Origin of the sequence: Dyadobacter luticola (genome assembly GCF_005860805.1) — a bacterium.
Classification (GTDB): Bacteria; Bacteroidota; Bacteroidia; order Cytophagales; family Spirosomataceae; genus Dyadobacter; species Dyadobacter luticola.
The window spans coordinates 920,296-936,952 of the sequence record NZ_VCEJ01000005.1; the positions used below are offsets into that span (position 1 = coordinate 920,296).

Consider the following 16,657-nt stretch of genomic DNA (forward strand, 5'->3'; position numbering starts at 1 on the left):
TTTCAGGTAAATACGCAGGGATGCTATAAACGGATCAACACCATTTTGGAAACGGCTTTTTCCCTGGTTTCAGGATTCAAAAACCGGATCAGCGGCTTGGAATGATCGTATTCCGCACTTCGGCCAATGATTTTCAAATCGGGGCGGACGGCCCTGAATTGTTCCAGGTAGGCTTGATTCGTGTAAATCCAGCAATTTTTCAGGGCCGCTAAATTTTCAAAATCACTGTTAGTCTGAACCTTCGTGCCCGAATAAAAATGCAGCAATGTGGTTTCCGGCGCGTGGTAACTGAATAGCCGGCCTGCTTTCACGCCATCGGTTCGTGCCAAAGCTCCGAGTTTTGAGCCAGCCTGGTAATCGGCCAGATTAGAATAGAAGAAAATATTCAGTATCAGGTTAGCACCGATGGCGACAATCACACTGGCCAGCAGCAGTCGGAATTTTGGTCCGGAGAAAAATATCAGCCAGGAAACAATTCCAAAAAGTGCCATATAATGTAGCATGCCATAATAATTATTGTCAGGAAAAGGAAACCAGACCAGGCAGAAAAGTACGGCCAGCATGAGATATAAAAAGGCGATCTGAATGTTTGAGAGCATTTTGTTACCATTTCGCTGCGCTTGATATATTCTAGTAAATATAAATTCCGACGCGACCACAGCAGCCAGTGGAAAAGCTACAAACACATCATGGTCGGAATGATAAGGGCTTAGCGAAAGCAAAATAAAAGGGACCAGAAACCCAAACAGGCTCATTTGCTCCGGTTTGCGGTCCATTTTTCCGGAAACAAGCACCTCCCTGATCCTGCTCCATAATCCCGCGAAGAGAAAGATTGTCCAGGGTGCAAATGTCCATAATGTCTGGATCAGCGGTTCCAATGGTGCAAACTGGCTTTGCGGGCCGGGCAATGTGCCCCGGCTGAAAATCAGTAAAATGCCTCCCATGATGCAGAGAAGCAGATTTTGCCATTTTTTATGATGTAAATATTCCGCCTGCTGCCAGATCATGAACATATAAAATGCTGCCTGATAGGTTTCCACCGACAGGTCGTGGTTCAGCATAAATGAAGATTCCGCAGTAGCAAGAATTAAAACTGCGAGCAGACTGGTTTCAGTATTATAGTAAAGTTTGGAAAACCGGTACACCGCGTAAAGCGAAAGAATTGCGGGAAGCAGTCCGGGCAGGCGGTAAGCCAGGTGATTGGGACCGAAAATCTGGATCGAAATGGCTGATAACCAGAGCGGAAGATTGGCTTTTTGAAAAAATAACAAGGGGTCATCAAACTGAAAGAAATTGCCCGACCGGGCCATATCGAGCGCCATGGTAGCATATCGGGCGGCATGTTCATCGCGGAGGGCAACGAGCCAGCCTGTGAAATAAACCAAAAAGGAGCCGATCAGGCCCCAGGTGATGATCCTGGAAAAGTCTTTCGGTAACACGCGCAAATGTTTATGACCATGAACACTAAAGTGAAGAAGGGCATTCCGTTTGGATGCCCTTCTTTTTCAAATAAATAGTGTGTTATCTCGTACGGAGTCGCCCCGTGTTCTTATTGTATGTACCAAGCGGAAAGCTGACACCGGCATTGATACCCCAGTTATTGTTTTTAATGTTGGAGTTGTCAACACGCGTCACGTCCAGCAATCCCAGACCATATCTTGCATCGAAATTCAGCCAGACTTTGTCATGCAGGCGGAAGTTTATCCCTGCTCCGAATGTCAAACCCAGGTCGAAAGGGCTGTAAATCCGATTATTAGAATTACCATTAATGTTGTTGCCGTCTTTGTCGCGGGCACCTACCAGGAAGTTCAGATTAGGTCCCAGAAAAATTTTCGGCCGTACTGACTGGCCATATTTTCCGAAAAAGAATGTTGCGAGCAAAGGAGCCTGAATGTAATTAAGATTTACATTATTAGACTTGTTGTTAACCTGAGCGCCCAACTGCGTAAATAACAACTCGCCGCTAAAACCGAAACCCGACTCAGAGCTGTAATTGTAAAAACCTCCGACGGTTAAGCCCGCTTTCCAATCCGTATTGTTAACATCTCCGCGGAAGTTTGCAATGGAAACACCCACTTTCGGTCCTATGGAAACATTTTCCTGTGCTTCTGCCTGCGACACAAACAATGTAACCGCAAGTAGTAAAATAATACAATTTTTCATGAAGTATAATTTGGTGAACGTTATCCGCCTTCAACAAACCGTATGCCAGTATGGCCGGGAGAGCTAGATTTCGGGGTTTATGATGTTTACCAGCACTTTACCCTTCTATTCGTATATTTATATATTTCGAAAAGGTGGTAAATCGTAGAATTTAGTACCCAGAAAGTGTATACGTTTTCCTTAAAACTTCACTTTCTGAACTTTTGTAAAATGTAGTACAGCGGTGCGCCGCCGAGGAACAAGCTCCAACCGACCAGGGCAGAATGAGGGTCGGTAAAGATAACATTACCGGCAACCACAAGAAGGAAAAGCACAAAAAGTGCGGGGATAAGTGGATAACCGCCGATTTTGAAGCCTTTGTAATTCTCGTCTGAACCCGCCTGCTTCCGGAAAACAAAAAGCGTAGCTGCCGCACTTGCCAGCGCGATCCCATCCACCGACATTACATAATTCACGATCTGCTCAAAAGTGTCGAGAACCCAAAGTGACAACAATGTGGTGACGATCAGGAATGTCAGCGTGAATTCCTGTACCTGGGTTTTAGTATTGACTTTCTTGAAAATCGGCGGGAGAATGTTGTCATCGGCCAGCGCATAGTACACCCGCGGCAGCGACAGCATGTTGGCATTGATAAACCCTAAAACCGAAAGAAAAATGGCGACGGAAAAGAACATTTCACCCCACGGCCCAAACAAAGCCCGCGCCACGTCGGCAGCGATGAGGTTCGATTTGGTTAATGCTTCGAAGCCGAGCACATTATAATAGGTGTAGTTCAATGCAAGGTAAAGTCCTAGTATCAGGAAAATGCCCAGAAAAATCCCGCGGGGCGTATTTCTTACCGGATCTTTAATGTCTGCACCAAAATTCAATGTTTGCTGGTAGCCGCCGAATGTGTAGAAAACGGCGATCAGACTGGCACCGAATGCACTCAGCCAGCCTCCCTGACGTGTCACATTGAGATCACTTGCCTGACCAGCGGGCGAGCCGGAATAGAAAATCCCGATGCAAAGTGCCAGCATCATCAATATTTTCAGGCTGCTCAGAATGTTCTGTGTCCGCGCTCCGGACTTGATACCCAGCATATTAACTGTATAGAAAAAGAGCAGCGTGATAATCGCGGTACCTCTGATGCCGGCCGGCCCGTGGGCGAAATCCGGCATGAGCGGGTTAATGTATTCCGAGCCGATCAACGCCACCCCGGCCATGCCGGCGCCGTAAGTGAGCACGATCACCCAGTTGATCATAAAGGAATAAAGCGGGTGGAATGCGGTGGAAATTAGTTTGTAAAACCCGCCGGGAAAATGGTGGCGGCTGCCGATTTCTGCAAAAACAAATGCACCGATCAAACTTACAATCCCGCCTGCAATCCAGGCTGAAAAGAAAATTTCCGGGCTTCCGGCCTGCTTCGCTACGATGGCGGGCGTGCGGAAGATACCGATTCCGATTACCAGACTTATGACGATCATGCCCAAATCAAACGGGCCAATTTGCGGACGGATCTTATCGGAAGGTTCGGGCATTCGGGTTAAGCATTGTTTGTAAAGAAGCCAAGTTCCTGGTAGGAGATCAGTAAGATAGCCAATACTGCCAGGATCAGCCCCAACTGGTTGTAAATATTGAGTCGTTCTTTGTAAATGAGCCAGGCCGCGACGGAGGACGCCAGCATGGTGAGAATGTTGTAGATCGGAAACACGTAAGCCGCACTGTTTCCAAAGGATTTAAGCGCCAGCAGTAGAAAGTAAAGCGAGAGAAAATTAGGTACCCCCAGAATTAACCCGCCGATGACACTGCGAAGTTTCAATGTTTGATTTCGAGTTATGATTCGGAAAATCAAAGAATTGGTGCCAATAATCACCGCGCCGGCGCAGGCAATGATCATGAAAACCGTGGTCTGACCGGGCGCGTAATATTTGACGGATATATAATTGATCAAGGTATTGTTGGTCCCCGCTGCCAGGAATGTCAGGACCGGATAAACCCAGAGGCCGGAAGCCGGCGAAGCTGTTGCCTTACTTTCGCCGGAAGGTTTGGCGGATTTTTGGATCGCACCCAGCGCGAGCGCGGCCAACGCTACGACCAGACCGGCATAGTTCAGCGGCGTGAAAACCTTATTATTATTTTGAAATACAAAAAGACCAAACAAGACGGGGATCACCAGCGACATATTCCCGGCCAGCGAAGTGGCGGTGATACTCACTTTTTGCGCGGTCTGCCCGATGAGCATAAATGCGGTGACAAACATCCCGCCCAAAGCGATCGTGAGGATAGTACCGGTAGAAAACCAGTTCACTTCTTTGAAAACCGCCAGGTTCGGGGTGAGGAGCAAGCCGGTCAAAACGCAGGAGTAATAGTTGAACACAACGGCGTGAAACGAATCTACCTGATAACGCGGATAAGCCCGCATGATCAGGTAGAGCGCAACAGTGAAAATGACAGCCAGCAGAAAGTACAGCATTCCGGGTTATTGTCTGGATAAAATCTCGTCGATGACGCGGGGATAATGTTCGTGTTCCAGAAGGTGGATTTTTTGTTCCAGATCTTCCGCGGTATCGGTCGGCGCAATGTCGCAGGTAGCCTGGAAAATGACATTTCCCTCGTCGTAATGTTCGTTCACATAATGGATCGTAATCCCCGACTGGGTTTCCCTCGCATTGATTACCGCTTCGTGGACGTGGTGGCCGTACATGCCTTTTCCACCATATTTGGGTAAAAGCGCCGGGTGAATGTTGACCATTTTATCAGGAAAAGTCCTGACCAGGATCGGCGGTACCAGCAGCATAAATCCAGCCAGCACGATCAGGTCAATGCCCTCATTTTGCAGGATTTGCGGGATTTTTCCGGTTTCGTACAAAGTCTTTTTATCAAAGAAAACCACAGGTACCTGCAATCTCAATGCGCGCCGGATTACGCCGGCCATCGGGTTATTGGTAAATATCAGCGATACATCTACATCCTTCCGGTCAGCAAAATATTCACAAATTTTTTCAGCATTCGACCCTGATCCAGAGGCGAAAATGGCAATACGTTTCATTTTAAATAATTAAATTCTATCGATGAGAATGTGGGGGTACTAGGAGAATCGGGTAGACCAATTTTAATAAATCTTGTTCAACTCGCTGTAACCCATCAGCTTTCCTTTTCTGTAAGTTTCGGTTTTAAGGTCCCAGATTACGCCTGGGGTGCGGTACGAAATGCTCTGCATATCCATTTTTATCGGAAAGCCCATCTTCATTTCCATATTCATATCGGAGTTGATCTTATAGGCGTCAAAAGTCCCGGCGGGTACCGTCAGCTTTTCCTGGCTTTCCACTTTGCGGTTTTTGATTTGCAAATTAAAGGCAATCGGCATTGGTCCCGACTGACCGTTTCCTTTCACGGAAGCATCTTTCAGGGTTTCGCCGACCGAATACTTCATCGGATATTCAATGTTCTCGTAAGTATATTTCATTTCCATATCCTTAAAAGACCTCAGCTGCTCCTCGCTGATCAGCGAGCGGGCGTCCATGGTAAGTACATTGCCATTGCAGGTCAGCGTATAATTGTTTTTCAAGATCGACTTGTCTTTTTCATCGAACATTTCCATATCCACCGTGAGGATCATGTTGCCGCCTTCCCTGGCGACTTTCGAAATCTTGTAATTCAGCTTGCCGGTCGGCTTTCCTTTTGCATTAAAATTATTCATTTCAAAACCGGAGCCTTCTTTCATATTAAATCCGGCACAATCCTGCGCCAGTGTGGGCAGGCTCAGTAATGAGAGGCACAGCACAGCCCATTTAAGAAGTGTTTTCATAAGATAATAAGTGTTGATTGATTTGGTTTTTGGCAGCTGTAAAGATACTTTTTCCCTTCGGTTTTGATACCGCCTAACATTTAAATTGATTAAGGGGATTTAGGCCCATAACATGGTCATCAAACCCAGCAGCATGATAATCTTGCAAAGGTTACTGCTCGCCTTGAAATCCCGGCGCGTATCGGCACGGTAAAGTTGGTAGGCGAGTAAAAAAAGCGGAATGAGGAGTAAGACGAAAAGTACTACAAGAATCTGATTGTCAAGCGCATGAGCCATCATAAACAAGGTGATTACAAAAAGGAAAAGCACGCCGTAAACGAAATTTTTGGCCTTGCGGATTCCCCAGATGATCGGTAAAGTCCGGCAGCCGTGAGCTTCGTCACCTTTAATGTCTTCCATATCCTTTACAATTTCCCTTACCAGCGAGATAAAAAAGGAAAAAACCGCGTAAATGAACACCAGACGCCGGTTGGCGGGGTAGGGTAATGTTAAAATGAGCAGGGTAAGTCCGGTCAGCAGGGAAACAATGAAGTTGCCGATGAAAGGTTTGCGCTTGAATCGCTCGGAGTAAAACCAGAGCAGCGTGATGGAAAATACATTGACCAGGAAGATATAAGGACTTACAAATAAACCAAGCACCGCGCCGAGCACATTCAAAACCTGGTGCGCACCCATAGCCCACCGCCTTTTGAGATACCGCCCCACTACCACCCGCTCAGGCTTGTTTACGATATCGATTTTTACATCAAAATAATCATTGATAATGTACCCTGCTGCGGCAATAAAGACAGTAGAAAGGGAAAGGACGAACATATTCACGTCGCCGAGGATGGCGCGCCACTCATGCCTGGGGCCGATCAGTAAAATGCGTGTAAGATATTGAGTAAGAACGACAATGATCAGATTGGTCATCCTGACGAGGCGTACGCTGCCCGTAATGAAATCCCATAAGCTGACTTTTTGCCTGGCAGACACATTCATGCAGGTTAACGCTGGAAAATAGAAGGTTTAGGCACTAAAATTATTCATTTTATAGCATTAACGAGAATTGCGGACATCTTTATCCATTTGTGGGATAAAAAAGAGGCATTTGTTGTTAGGTTTTCAAGATCTGTTATTTAGGCAGGTCCAACCACCGGGTCTTCAACTATTTTACTAACTGTATGAAAATTGGTATCGTATGCTATCCCACATTCGGAGGAAGCGGCGTAGTAGCAACTGAACTGGGAAAAGCTTTGGCAAAAGCCGGTCACCAGGTTCATTTTATAACATATTCACAACCTCAGCGTCTCGATTTTTTTAATGAAAATCTTTACTACCACGAAGTAAATATCCCCGCTTATCCATTATTTCAATATCCGCCTTACGAATCGGCACTTTCCAGCGAGATGGTGCATGTGGTTACCCAGTACGGACTGGATCTTTTGCATGTACATTATGCCATTCCGCACGCTTCTTCGGCTTACCTGGCCAAACAAATACTGGCACAGCAGGGAATTCACATTCCGGTGATCACCACTTTGCATGGTACCGACATTACCCTGGTTGGAAAAGATGCTTCTTATGAACCGGTGGTAACATTCAGCATTAATCAGTCCGACGGTGTGACGGCTGTTTCAGATTCACTGAAAAAAGATACTTACAGTCATTTTAATGTGACAAAAGACATTGAAGTGATCCCCAACTTTATTGATCTGGACCGTTTCAGCCGTCAGAAAAAAGACCACTTCAAGCTGGCGATCTGTCCAAATAACGAGAAACTGGTCGTGCACACTTCCAATTTCAGGAAGGTGAAGCGGATCGACGATGTGGTGATGATCTTTGAAAAGCTCCGAAAACTGCTACCAAGCAAATTGCTGCTGGTAGGCGACGGCCCCGATCGCGCGCGTATCGAGCGCTTGTGCCGGGAGCTGGATATGCTTTCCGACGTACGCTTTTTAGGCAAGCTGGATGCGATCGAGGAGGTGTTGTCTGTTGCCGATCTGTTTTTAATGCCGTCCGAATCAGAAAGTTTTGGTCTGGCAGCCCTGGAAGCACTGGCTTGCGAGGTTCCTATCATTACCTCCAACGCAGGCGGCCTACCCGAGCTGAACGTGCAGGGCGTGACCGGCTTTATGAGTAATGTGGGTGATGTAGATGATATGGTGAAACACGCGGCATACGTTTTGGATGACGATCATCTGCCAACTTTCAAGGCCAATGCGCTGGCCCGCGCCAAGGAATTTGACGTAGCGAAAATATTGCCTCACTACGAAGCCTACTATGAAAGAGTGGTGGAAAGCAGCCGGGCGATTGAGATTTAAGTTATATTCGTGTGTTATTTTTCCAAGGTTTACGTTATTGAGAGAGTAAAAACATTTGAAAAATGAAACTGCTATTCAACATAATCCTCATATTTTTTATTCTGATCGCGTTTGTTCCGCTTTTCAGGAGATTTATTTTCCATCTGCTTGTGGGACGGCAGCTGATAAAACAGCAGGAGCGGCAGTATAAAACGCAGAAGCAGCAGGATAAACAAAACATGAGAGGTGGTGTCCGTGTTGACAATGTTCCGCCTGGCGCCAACCAGTCATCGCAGTTCCGCGGTGGGGAGTATGTGGATTATGAGGAAGTGAAATAAAAAGATTTAGTTTTTTTGATTATAAACAGAGCAGCCGGCACCTTTTGGGTGCCGGCTGCTTTTTCTTTATTGACCTGCTGATTATCTGCTCATGTACATGTTTCTTTCGCCGTAAATCCGCTGGAAGAAATCGTCCTGTAAATCGTCGATGAAGTAAATTGCTTCACCCGTCGATTTCATTTCAGGTCCCAGTTCTTTGTTCACATTCGGGAATTTGCTGAAAGAGAAAACCGGGATCTTGATCGCCCAGCCTTTTTTCACCGGCTTGAAATCAAAATCTTTCACCTTTTTGTCACCCAGCATCAGCTTCGTCGCATAATTAACATAAGGTTCCTGGTAGGCTTTGCAGATAAATGGTACGGTACGTGAAGCTCTCGGGTTTGCCTCGATCACATATACCACGCCATTTTTTACCGCAAACTGCACATTGATCAAACCGCGAACATTCATTGCCAGGGCAATTTTGCGGGTATGTTCTTCAATCTGGCGAATTTCATCTTCTGTCAGGTCGAAAGGCGGCAATGCTGCGTGTGAGTCGCCGGAGTGGATACCTGCTGGCTCAATGTGCTCCATCACACCAATAATGTAAGCGTCTTCGCCGTCGCAGATTGCATCGGCTTCGGCTTCGAGCGCGCCTTCGAGGAAGTGGTCGAGGAGAATGTTGTTATCGGGAATGTCGTGCAGGATTTTCACCACGTGCTGCTCCATTTCCTTTTCGTTGATCACAATTTTCATGCTCTGTCCACCCAAAACGTAGCTTGGACGAACCAGCAGCGGGAAGCCCAGCTTGCGCGAAAGTTCTACGGCAGCATCAGAAGTGCGGACGGTACCGAATTTCGGGAAAGGAATTCCGAGTTCTTCCAGAAGTGAAGAGAAGCGGCCGCGGTCCTCAGCCCAGTCAAGTGAATGATAGCTGGTACCGATAATTTTGATACCATATTTGTCCAGTTTTTCAGCCATTTTCAAGGCAGTTTGCCCGCCCAGCTGCACGATTACACCTTCCGGTTTTTCGTGCTGGATAATGTCGAAAACGTGCTCCCAGAAAACAGGCTCGAAGTATAGCTTATCCGAAATATCCGGATCCGTCGAAACCGTTTCAGGGTTGCAGTTAATCATAATGGTCTCGTAGCCAGCTTCTTTGGCTGCGAGTACACCATGTACGCAAGAGTAGTCGAACTCGATTCCCTGTCCGATCCGGTTTGGCCCGGAACCCAGCACCACCACTTTTTTGCGGTCGCTTACAATCGATTCGTTATCCGGAAATTCCTGTGAGGAATTAAATGTCGAGTAGTAATAAGGCGTTTTTGCTTCAAATTCAGCAGCACAGGTATCTACACATTTGTAAACCCGGTTGATTCCCAGGCTGATACGCTTGTCGTAAACCTTGCTTTCTTTGGTATTCAGCAAATGTGCGATCTGACGGTCGGCGTAGCCTTTTTGTTTGGCAGTCAGCAACAACTCGCGCGGCAGGTCTTCGAGATCAAATTTCTCGATTTCATGCTCCATTTCGATCATTTCCTCAATCTGGCGCAGGAACCACGAGTCGATTTTGGTCAGGTTCTGAATGGTTTTGAAAGACAAGCCGATTTTGAAGGCGTCGTAAATGTGGAAAAGTCTGTCCCAGCTAGGGTGTTTCAAACTATGTTTGATCGCCTCCTGGTCGCGCAGCTCGCGTCCGTCTGCTCCCAATCCGTTTCTGCGAATTTCCAGCGATTGACAAGCTTTTTGCAATGCTTCCTGGAAGTTACGGCCGATCCCCATCGCTTCACCAACCGATTTCATCTGCAAGCCCAGCGAGCGATCGGCGCCTTTGAATTTATCAAAATTCCAGCGCGGTACCTTCACGATCACGTAGTCGATAGAAGGCTCGAAGAATGCAGAAGTACTGCCGGTGATCGGGTTAATCAGCTCATCAAGATTGTAGCCAATTGCCATTTTCGCAGCAATTTTCGCGATCGGATAGCCGGTTGCTTTTGAAGCCAGGGCCGAAGAGCGAGAAACCCGCGGGTTAATTTCAATCGCAATGATTTTATCGTCAGCCGGGTTCACTGAAAACTGTACATTACATCCACCCGCAAACTTGCCGATCCCGTCCATCATTTTGATGGCCAGGTCGCGCATTTGCTGGTACAAAGTATCAGGTAATGTCATGGCCGGGGCCACAGTGATGCTGTCGCCGGTATGCACGCCCATCGGGTCGAAATTCTCGATGGAACAGATAATGATGAAGTTACCGTTTCCGTCGCGGAGCAGTTCCAGCTCGTATTCTTTCCAGCCCATCACGCTTTGTTCTACCAGTACTTCATGTACCGGCGATGCGTGCAGACCATTATTTAGTGCTTTATCAAAATCCTCTTCCTTTTCCACAAATCCGCCACCGGTACCACCCAACGTAAATGAAGGACGGATCACCAGCGGAAAGCCGATTTCCTGGGCAATTTCTTTACCTTCCAAAAACGAGCGTGCAGTGCGGCCTTCGCAGACATTCACGCCCAGTTCCAGCATTTTCAGACGGAATTTCTCCCTGTCCTCCGTGGTTTCGATGGCTTTAATGTCAACACCAATGATATCAACTTCATATTTTTTCCAAATCCCGGCTTTATCGCAGTCGATTGCCAGGTTTAGCGCAGTTTGTCCGCCCATGGTCGGAAGTACCGCGTCGATAGGCCTGCCCAGCGCTTTGTGCTTTTCCAGGATTTCAACGATGTATTTCTTTTCCAGCGGCAGCAGGTACACGTGATCCGCACTGATGGGATCCGTCATGATGGTTGCCGGATTGGAGTTAATGAGCACCACCTCGATCCCTTCCTCGCGCAGCGAACGTGCTGCCTGAGAACCCGCATAGTCAAACTCGCACGCCTGACCGATAACGATAGGACCTGAACCGATAATTAGAATGGATTTGATATTCGTATTTTTGGGCACAGTAAATGGTATTTGTGGATATATGAAGGAAAAACTATTAACAACTTTTGGGTTGCCTCTCGTTTTTGAGCAGGGGTACGTCCAAAAATTCCACAAAGTTAATCCACATCTTCGAAAAAGAAGGGCGGGAGGATTGAAATAACATCAAAAATTTAGAATTACTACATCATTGATCTGATTGCCAGATTGATATAAAATAAAAAGCGGCGATTATTGCAGCGGCACGATCGACGGGGCCGAGGTATCAAAGTCACGCAGGCGCAGCGGAACATTACCATTTGCCCCGAAGCGGAAAGGAGAGGAGTTGTTGGGAAGATTGGGATAATAACCAATCCTGAGTTGCAGGGTGTTGAATGTTAAATTCTCGTTTCGAAGCCGCAATCCCAGCCCATATCCCTGGTACAAAGGCCCCGACCAGATCGAGTTTACCGCATTGACCAGCCCGATATCTGCAAAAACAAAATAGGCGATCCGGAACCCGAGCAAGCTTTTGTCAGAGAAAAAGACGGTTTCGGTGCCTACGGTAATTCTTTTTGTGCCAATCAGCTGGTCATTATTAATGCCGCGAATACCCTGATCATTACTAATGTTGAGATAATCCACTGAATCACGCCGGATACCGTGGGTGTAGCGGATCGTGAGGAATTGGCGGAAGAAACTGTAATTGAAAGGGATCAGGTTGCTGATGTAGTTGAGCTGACTGCTGATCACACCCTGCTGCGCGCGCCCGTTTTTGGAATACGATCCCACATTGGCGACACCGTACATATACCCCAGATTATGAGAGAGATATTTCCCGACCGCATACTGGATCCCGCCGTAGCCGCGCTGCCCAAACTCCGTATTTTCCTGCCCGAGCGTCAAAGCGAACAAGCTACCCACCGGAACGTCCTCCGTCCGTCCAAAGCCATAGATCAATACGTCGCGCTTGTAATTACGGTTTGAAAAGCCAAGACTGATCAATGTCGCGGAGCGGTTCCAGTAAATCTTATTCATATCCGGTGAAACTGCGGGCCGGTCGAGGAAACGGTACCTGTTATGTCGCGCCGCGACGACGATCCGGGAGTTTTGGGCGAGTCGGCTGTTTGGGAAAGGATACTTAAATGATCGCCCCAGCCATACATCATAATATTGAAATTCAGCAGGATACAGCGGTATCTGAACGTCGGTACTGTCAATCTTTCGCTTGTTTTGCAGCAGGGTTGTATGCCCAACATCCACGGCACCGGCGTATTTGGTTTCATTGGTTAAAAACCGCCGGTAAAATCGGACAGATTGATCTTTAATGTCTCTTTCAAAAATAAAGCTGGCCTGCCCGGTGATGAAGGTTTTACCAATATAAGGCACCGTATAAATGGTCCTGAACTGAAATTTCCGGATCGAATCTTTGGCATCCCAGCGCACTGCCGTCAGCTGAGAATGGGTGGTACCACGAACATTGATATCTTCCACCTTGGCGCTCAGCTTGTTGAAAGAGCTGAAACTTCCACCCACCACAATCGACCAGGCGTCCTGCACGAGTACGACCACGTCGGCCATCCAGGTCACGTCTTTGCGGGGAATTACAATAATCCTCGCATCGGTGATGGTTTTGTTGGATCGCAAGAGCCGCTCATTATCTTTCAGCACCCGCGCCTCGATGTCGTCGCCTTCGGAAAAAAGCAGGAAAGATTTTCGGATAATGCCCTCCCGCGTGTTGGTATGGAGGTTTTTACTAAGAAATCGTTGGAGCCGGTTGCCGGTCCGGGTGGTATCGTATACCGATTCACCGAGAATGTCGAGCTGGCGGATGTAGATCTTGCGGATCACCATGCCCTCGTAGGGCGTAAAAGGATTGGTCTCAATCGCCTTCACCTCCGAAACTTTTCCCTGGTTATACACATCCCTGAAAAACAGGCGGTAAACTGCCCGGGAGAATTTGGTTTTCGACATCCGGGCTTTCAGGTTGGTGTACCGGATACTGTCGCGCCTGTATGCGATCTTACTGTCGGGATTTTGAGCCGAAGCAAAACCGGAAACCAACATCAGCAACAGTAAATATTTACACATCGGGCCATCCAAATTCCAAACCAAGAAACTTAACGTAAACGGAGTAGTATCAGATATAGCCTAGTTTCCGGCTTGCAGGATCGCCTGGACTGTTTTTTCGCGCGCACTCGGCGGCGAAGCATTTTTCATGGCAAATTTTCCATTGGGCCTGATCAGCGCAAAAGTACCGGTATCCAGCGGATTAAGCCTGAAAAGCATGTCCATCACCTGGTCATTGTTCAAAAATAAGTGGGTTCCTTTCAGCTTGTGCCGCACAATGTACTGCCGGAGCAGCTGCTCGGAAGTATTATTTTCTTCATCGGCCAGGTGCACGTACAGAAAAACCACGTCTTCGGGCAGGCTGGCCTGCAAGGCGGGAATAAAATCCAGCTCTTCCCGACTTTTCGGATCTTCAATGTTCCATTTGGCGAGGTACACCGTTTTCCCTTTGTATGTATCCAAAACACGGTTAAACCACGAAGTGCCACGGTCGTTCGATGCTGCCAGCCAGTAACCCGGCAATGCTTCCGCGGGATCGGTGCGGACGTCTTTGAAATTAATGATCTTCCGGATATCCGCGCTGTCACGAACTTCCAGCGCCACAATTTCGTCCAGTGATTGCCGGAATTGCGGCAGGCCAGTCCGGGATTGAATGTATTTATTGAGGACCAACTGCTGCGGGTAAGTAAACTTGTACATGTTTTTTGCCAGGTACCGCACTTTCAAAAATTCGGTAGCCGTGCTGTCGAATACTTCGCCATAGATCCGGTTTTCCCGCTCAAAATTGAAGAGCAGGTTGAGCACCATTTCATTTTTTGCAAAAAGCTTATTCATGAAATCCAGCTCCCCTTTTTCGGTCAGGCCATTGGCAGTAATGTTATCAAGATGCTGGCGCTCGTCGGGCGTAAGATTGACGGCATTATTTCGGATTAATGTCGACATAAGCCTTACTGGCAGGGAATTAACCCGGGCGGGATTAGATATCTTACGGTTACCAACAATGATGTCGGCATAGTTACCGAAGCGGTTGGCCCAGATCACGCGCTGGCCGGTGAGCGGCGGGTTTTTTAGTTTTTCCAGACTATCCAGCAAATCTTTTGGAACAACATAATCCGTACCCATGGCATGCTCATACATCAGCTGCAAGCCTTCCTCATCCGTGATGGATTTCACCCATTGAAATAAAACCGGCGATAGCATGGCGTTTTGGGAAATGTTCTGCAAGGCCGAGAGCCGCAATTGTTCCCGTGATTTCACCAGCGACTTCGCCTCAGGCGTGCCTCTTTGCCAGAAACTTTTAAAAAAATTAGGGCCGAGCAGGTCTTTGGAGTTAGATATCAGGGAAGAAGCAACGGCTTTGTTCGATTCGGCGATTTTATTTTCCGCATCTACATATAATGGATACTGGTTATTGGCATCTGCATTGACCCCGGCAAAAAAGAAAAGCTTCTTGGCCTTGCCGATAGAGTCACCATTAAACGTGATTTCCACAGTGCCAGGTGATCCAAGAAAAGTCGCAAATGCCCTGCCGCCGTAATCGAGGTAAATTTCTTCCTGCGAAAAAAGCATCGGCAAGGATAGGCGAAAACTGCCATCCGGTTCGAGCGGCGCCTGTTTACTCAGCTCCGATTGCGGTTGGAGAATGTTGTTGCGTGAGAAATTTATAAAGGAAGCTTGTCTGTAAAGCCTTCCGCTAAGATTTTGGATCCGGCCTTTAATGATCAAAGAGTCGGTCTCAGCGTATGAAGTAGCAAGTATTCCCGATAAAAGGATGGTCAAAATGATGAAGCGCATGCACCTGGCTATTAAAAAATGATAACGAAAAATAACGAGCCTTTTTCACGCTACCAAATTTGTCCTGCTTATTTCCGTGCAGGTGCAATTTTACCAAATCAAATGCTTAAATCCTGTCGGCGTCGGTGCTGAGCGGGGCAGAGTTACCATCCTCATAACGAACATAAATGCCGTGATACCGGTCCTGGACAACGAAATCTCTGCGCAAAGGATGTCCGTCCCAGTCCTCGGGCAGTAAAATGCGGCGGAGGTCGGGGTGGCCTTCAAAATGGATGCCCATGAGGTCAAATGCCTCACGCTCGTGCCAGTCGGCTGTGCGCCAGATGTGTGATACCGTAGGAGCGACAGGCAGGGGAGCACCCTCCGGATTTCTTGGGAAAATAGTTTTTAATGTCAGGTCAACCTGGTAGGGGATGGAAGTCAGGTTGTAGATCAGCTCCATCGTCGCAGCTGCCGGGCCGTTGTCAATGGAAGTGATGCAGGCGAGGTGGTCAAAATAAAGCCTTTCATCTTCATATAAGAACTGGCAAATCACAGCAACTTGCTGCACCGGGACCACCAGCGCAGGCTGCGGATTTTTCGTATCTGTTTCAATCGCCAGATCGGGAAATTGGGGAACGACCAGCTCTGTGATCTCCTGAAAATTCATAAATTCTTGAAGATTATACTGTTACAGTCTGATCCGCTTCTTTTTCCACATCTACTGTCTGTTTAACGCTTGTCTGCCCGGCTTCCATCTCAAGAAAAAGTGCAGGTGCCGGAATGTTCTTATTCCTGATCTTTTCCTGCAATTTCATAAACCCACCGATCAAAGCTTCTGGTCGTGGCGGGCATCCCGGAACATATACATCTACGGGAATAATCCGGTCCACGCCTTTTACCACGTGATAACCGTGTTCCCAGTAAGGTCCGCCGCAGTTAGAGCAGCTGCCCATCGAGATCACATATCTTGGTTCCGGCATTTGTTCGTAAAGTCTCCTGATCCGGTCGGCCATTTTAAATGTTACCGTACCGGCCACAATCATCACATCCGACTGCCGCGGGGAAGGCCGTGGCATAATGCCGAAACGTTCCAGGTCATAATTGGAAGCGTAAGTAGCCATCATCTCAATAGCGCAGCATGCCAGACCGAAGCCCATCGGCCATAAAGAGGATAACCTCGCCCAGTTCATCAGGTCTTCCGCGTTGGTCAGGATAATACCACCATCACCGGTCTTTGCTCGTTCACTCATGGATTTTTTCGGGAAGAAAACATTGGTACAGATATTGCCTGCAATAGCTGCGCCTATTGCTGCAAAAATAACCATAATTGGCAAGAAAGCGTTTCAGCACACCAT

At 47.6% G+C, this 16,657-nt stretch carries 14 protein-coding genes; 2 read left to right on the forward strand and 12 right to left on the reverse strand.

Annotated elements, in window-relative coordinates:
- Positions 1-23: 23 nt before the first annotated feature.
- From FEN17_RS22965 to FEN17_RS22995, 7 genes are all read right to left on the reverse strand, one after another.
- Positions 24-1,439 carry an ArnT family glycosyltransferase gene (locus FEN17_RS22965; protein ID WP_138367710.1) on the reverse strand — a complete coding sequence of 472 codons (1,416 nt, stop codon included), beginning with the start codon at positions 1,437-1,439 and terminating at the stop codon, positions 24-26.
- A gap of 82 nt (positions 1,440-1,521) precedes the next feature.
- Positions 1,522-2,163, reverse strand: coding sequence for a porin family protein (locus FEN17_RS22970; RefSeq protein WP_138367711.1), 642 nt, complete (start codon positions 2,161-2,163; stop codon positions 1,522-1,524).
- A gap of 188 nt (positions 2,164-2,351) precedes the next feature.
- Positions 2,352-3,683, reverse strand: coding sequence for an APC family permease (locus tag FEN17_RS22975; protein WP_138367712.1), 1,332 nt, complete (start codon positions 3,681-3,683; stop codon positions 2,352-2,354).
- Between the two features lie 5 nt (positions 3,684-3,688).
- Positions 3,689-4,618 (reverse strand): hypothetical protein, encoded by a 930-nt coding sequence (locus FEN17_RS22980; protein WP_138367713.1) that lies wholly within the window; start codon positions 4,616-4,618, stop codon positions 3,689-3,691.
- Positions 4,619-4,624: 6 nt separating this feature from the next.
- Positions 4,625-5,194, reverse strand: coding sequence for a phosphoribosylglycinamide formyltransferase (gene purN, locus FEN17_RS22985; RefSeq protein ID WP_138367714.1), 570 nt, complete (start codon positions 5,192-5,194; stop codon positions 4,625-4,627).
- 63 nt (positions 5,195-5,257) lie between these two features.
- The gene (locus FEN17_RS22990; protein ID WP_138367715.1) at positions 5,258-5,953 is read right to left on the reverse strand and encodes a TapB family protein; all 696 of its coding nucleotides are present in this window, start codon (positions 5,951-5,953) and stop codon (positions 5,258-5,260) included.
- 99 nt (positions 5,954-6,052) lie between these two features.
- Positions 6,053-6,934 carry a geranylgeranylglycerol-phosphate geranylgeranyltransferase gene (locus tag FEN17_RS22995; RefSeq protein WP_138367716.1) on the reverse strand — a complete coding sequence of 294 codons (882 nt, stop codon included), beginning with the start codon at positions 6,932-6,934 and terminating at the stop codon, positions 6,053-6,055.
- 182 nt (positions 6,935-7,116) lie between these two features.
- Here FEN17_RS22995 and bshA point away from each other — a divergent pair, with 182 nt between their 5' ends.
- On the forward strand, positions 7,117-8,256 hold the full coding sequence (bshA, locus tag FEN17_RS23000) for an N-acetyl-alpha-D-glucosaminyl L-malate synthase BshA (protein ID WP_138367717.1): 1,140 nt from the start codon (positions 7,117-7,119) through the stop codon (positions 8,254-8,256).
- 62 nt (positions 8,257-8,318) lie between these two features.
- Positions 8,319-8,573: a DUF4834 family protein gene (locus FEN17_RS23005; RefSeq protein WP_138367718.1), complete on the forward strand. Its 255-nt coding sequence runs from the start codon at positions 8,319-8,321 to the stop codon at positions 8,571-8,573.
- A gap of 81 nt (positions 8,574-8,654) precedes the next feature.
- Here the strand turns inward: FEN17_RS23005 and carB are convergent, their stop codons facing one another.
- The 5 genes from carB to nuoB all read right to left on the reverse strand — a co-directional run bounded on the left by carB (position 8,655) and on the right by nuoB (position 16,552).
- On the reverse strand, positions 8,655-11,498 hold the full coding sequence (carB, locus tag FEN17_RS23010; RefSeq protein ID WP_138367719.1) for a carbamoyl-phosphate synthase large subunit: 2,844 nt from the start codon (positions 11,496-11,498) through the stop codon (positions 8,655-8,657).
- Between the two features lie 210 nt (positions 11,499-11,708).
- Positions 11,709-13,547 (reverse strand): hypothetical protein, encoded by a 1,839-nt coding sequence (locus tag FEN17_RS23015; protein WP_138367720.1) that lies wholly within the window; start codon positions 13,545-13,547, stop codon positions 11,709-11,711.
- A gap of 60 nt (positions 13,548-13,607) precedes the next feature.
- Positions 13,608-15,320 (reverse strand): hypothetical protein, encoded by a 1,713-nt coding sequence (locus FEN17_RS23020; protein WP_138367721.1) that lies wholly within the window; start codon positions 15,318-15,320, stop codon positions 13,608-13,610.
- Between the two features lie 106 nt (positions 15,321-15,426).
- On the reverse strand, positions 15,427-15,969 hold the full coding sequence (locus tag FEN17_RS23025) for an NADH-quinone oxidoreductase subunit C (protein WP_138367722.1): 543 nt from the start codon (positions 15,967-15,969) through the stop codon (positions 15,427-15,429).
- A 13-nt stretch (positions 15,970-15,982) separates the two neighbouring features.
- A complete protein-coding gene (gene nuoB, locus FEN17_RS23030) occupies positions 15,983-16,552 on the reverse strand; it encodes an NADH-quinone oxidoreductase subunit NuoB (RefSeq protein ID WP_262711597.1) in 570 nt (189 codons plus the stop codon).
- Between the last annotated feature and the right edge of the window lie 105 nt (positions 16,553-16,657).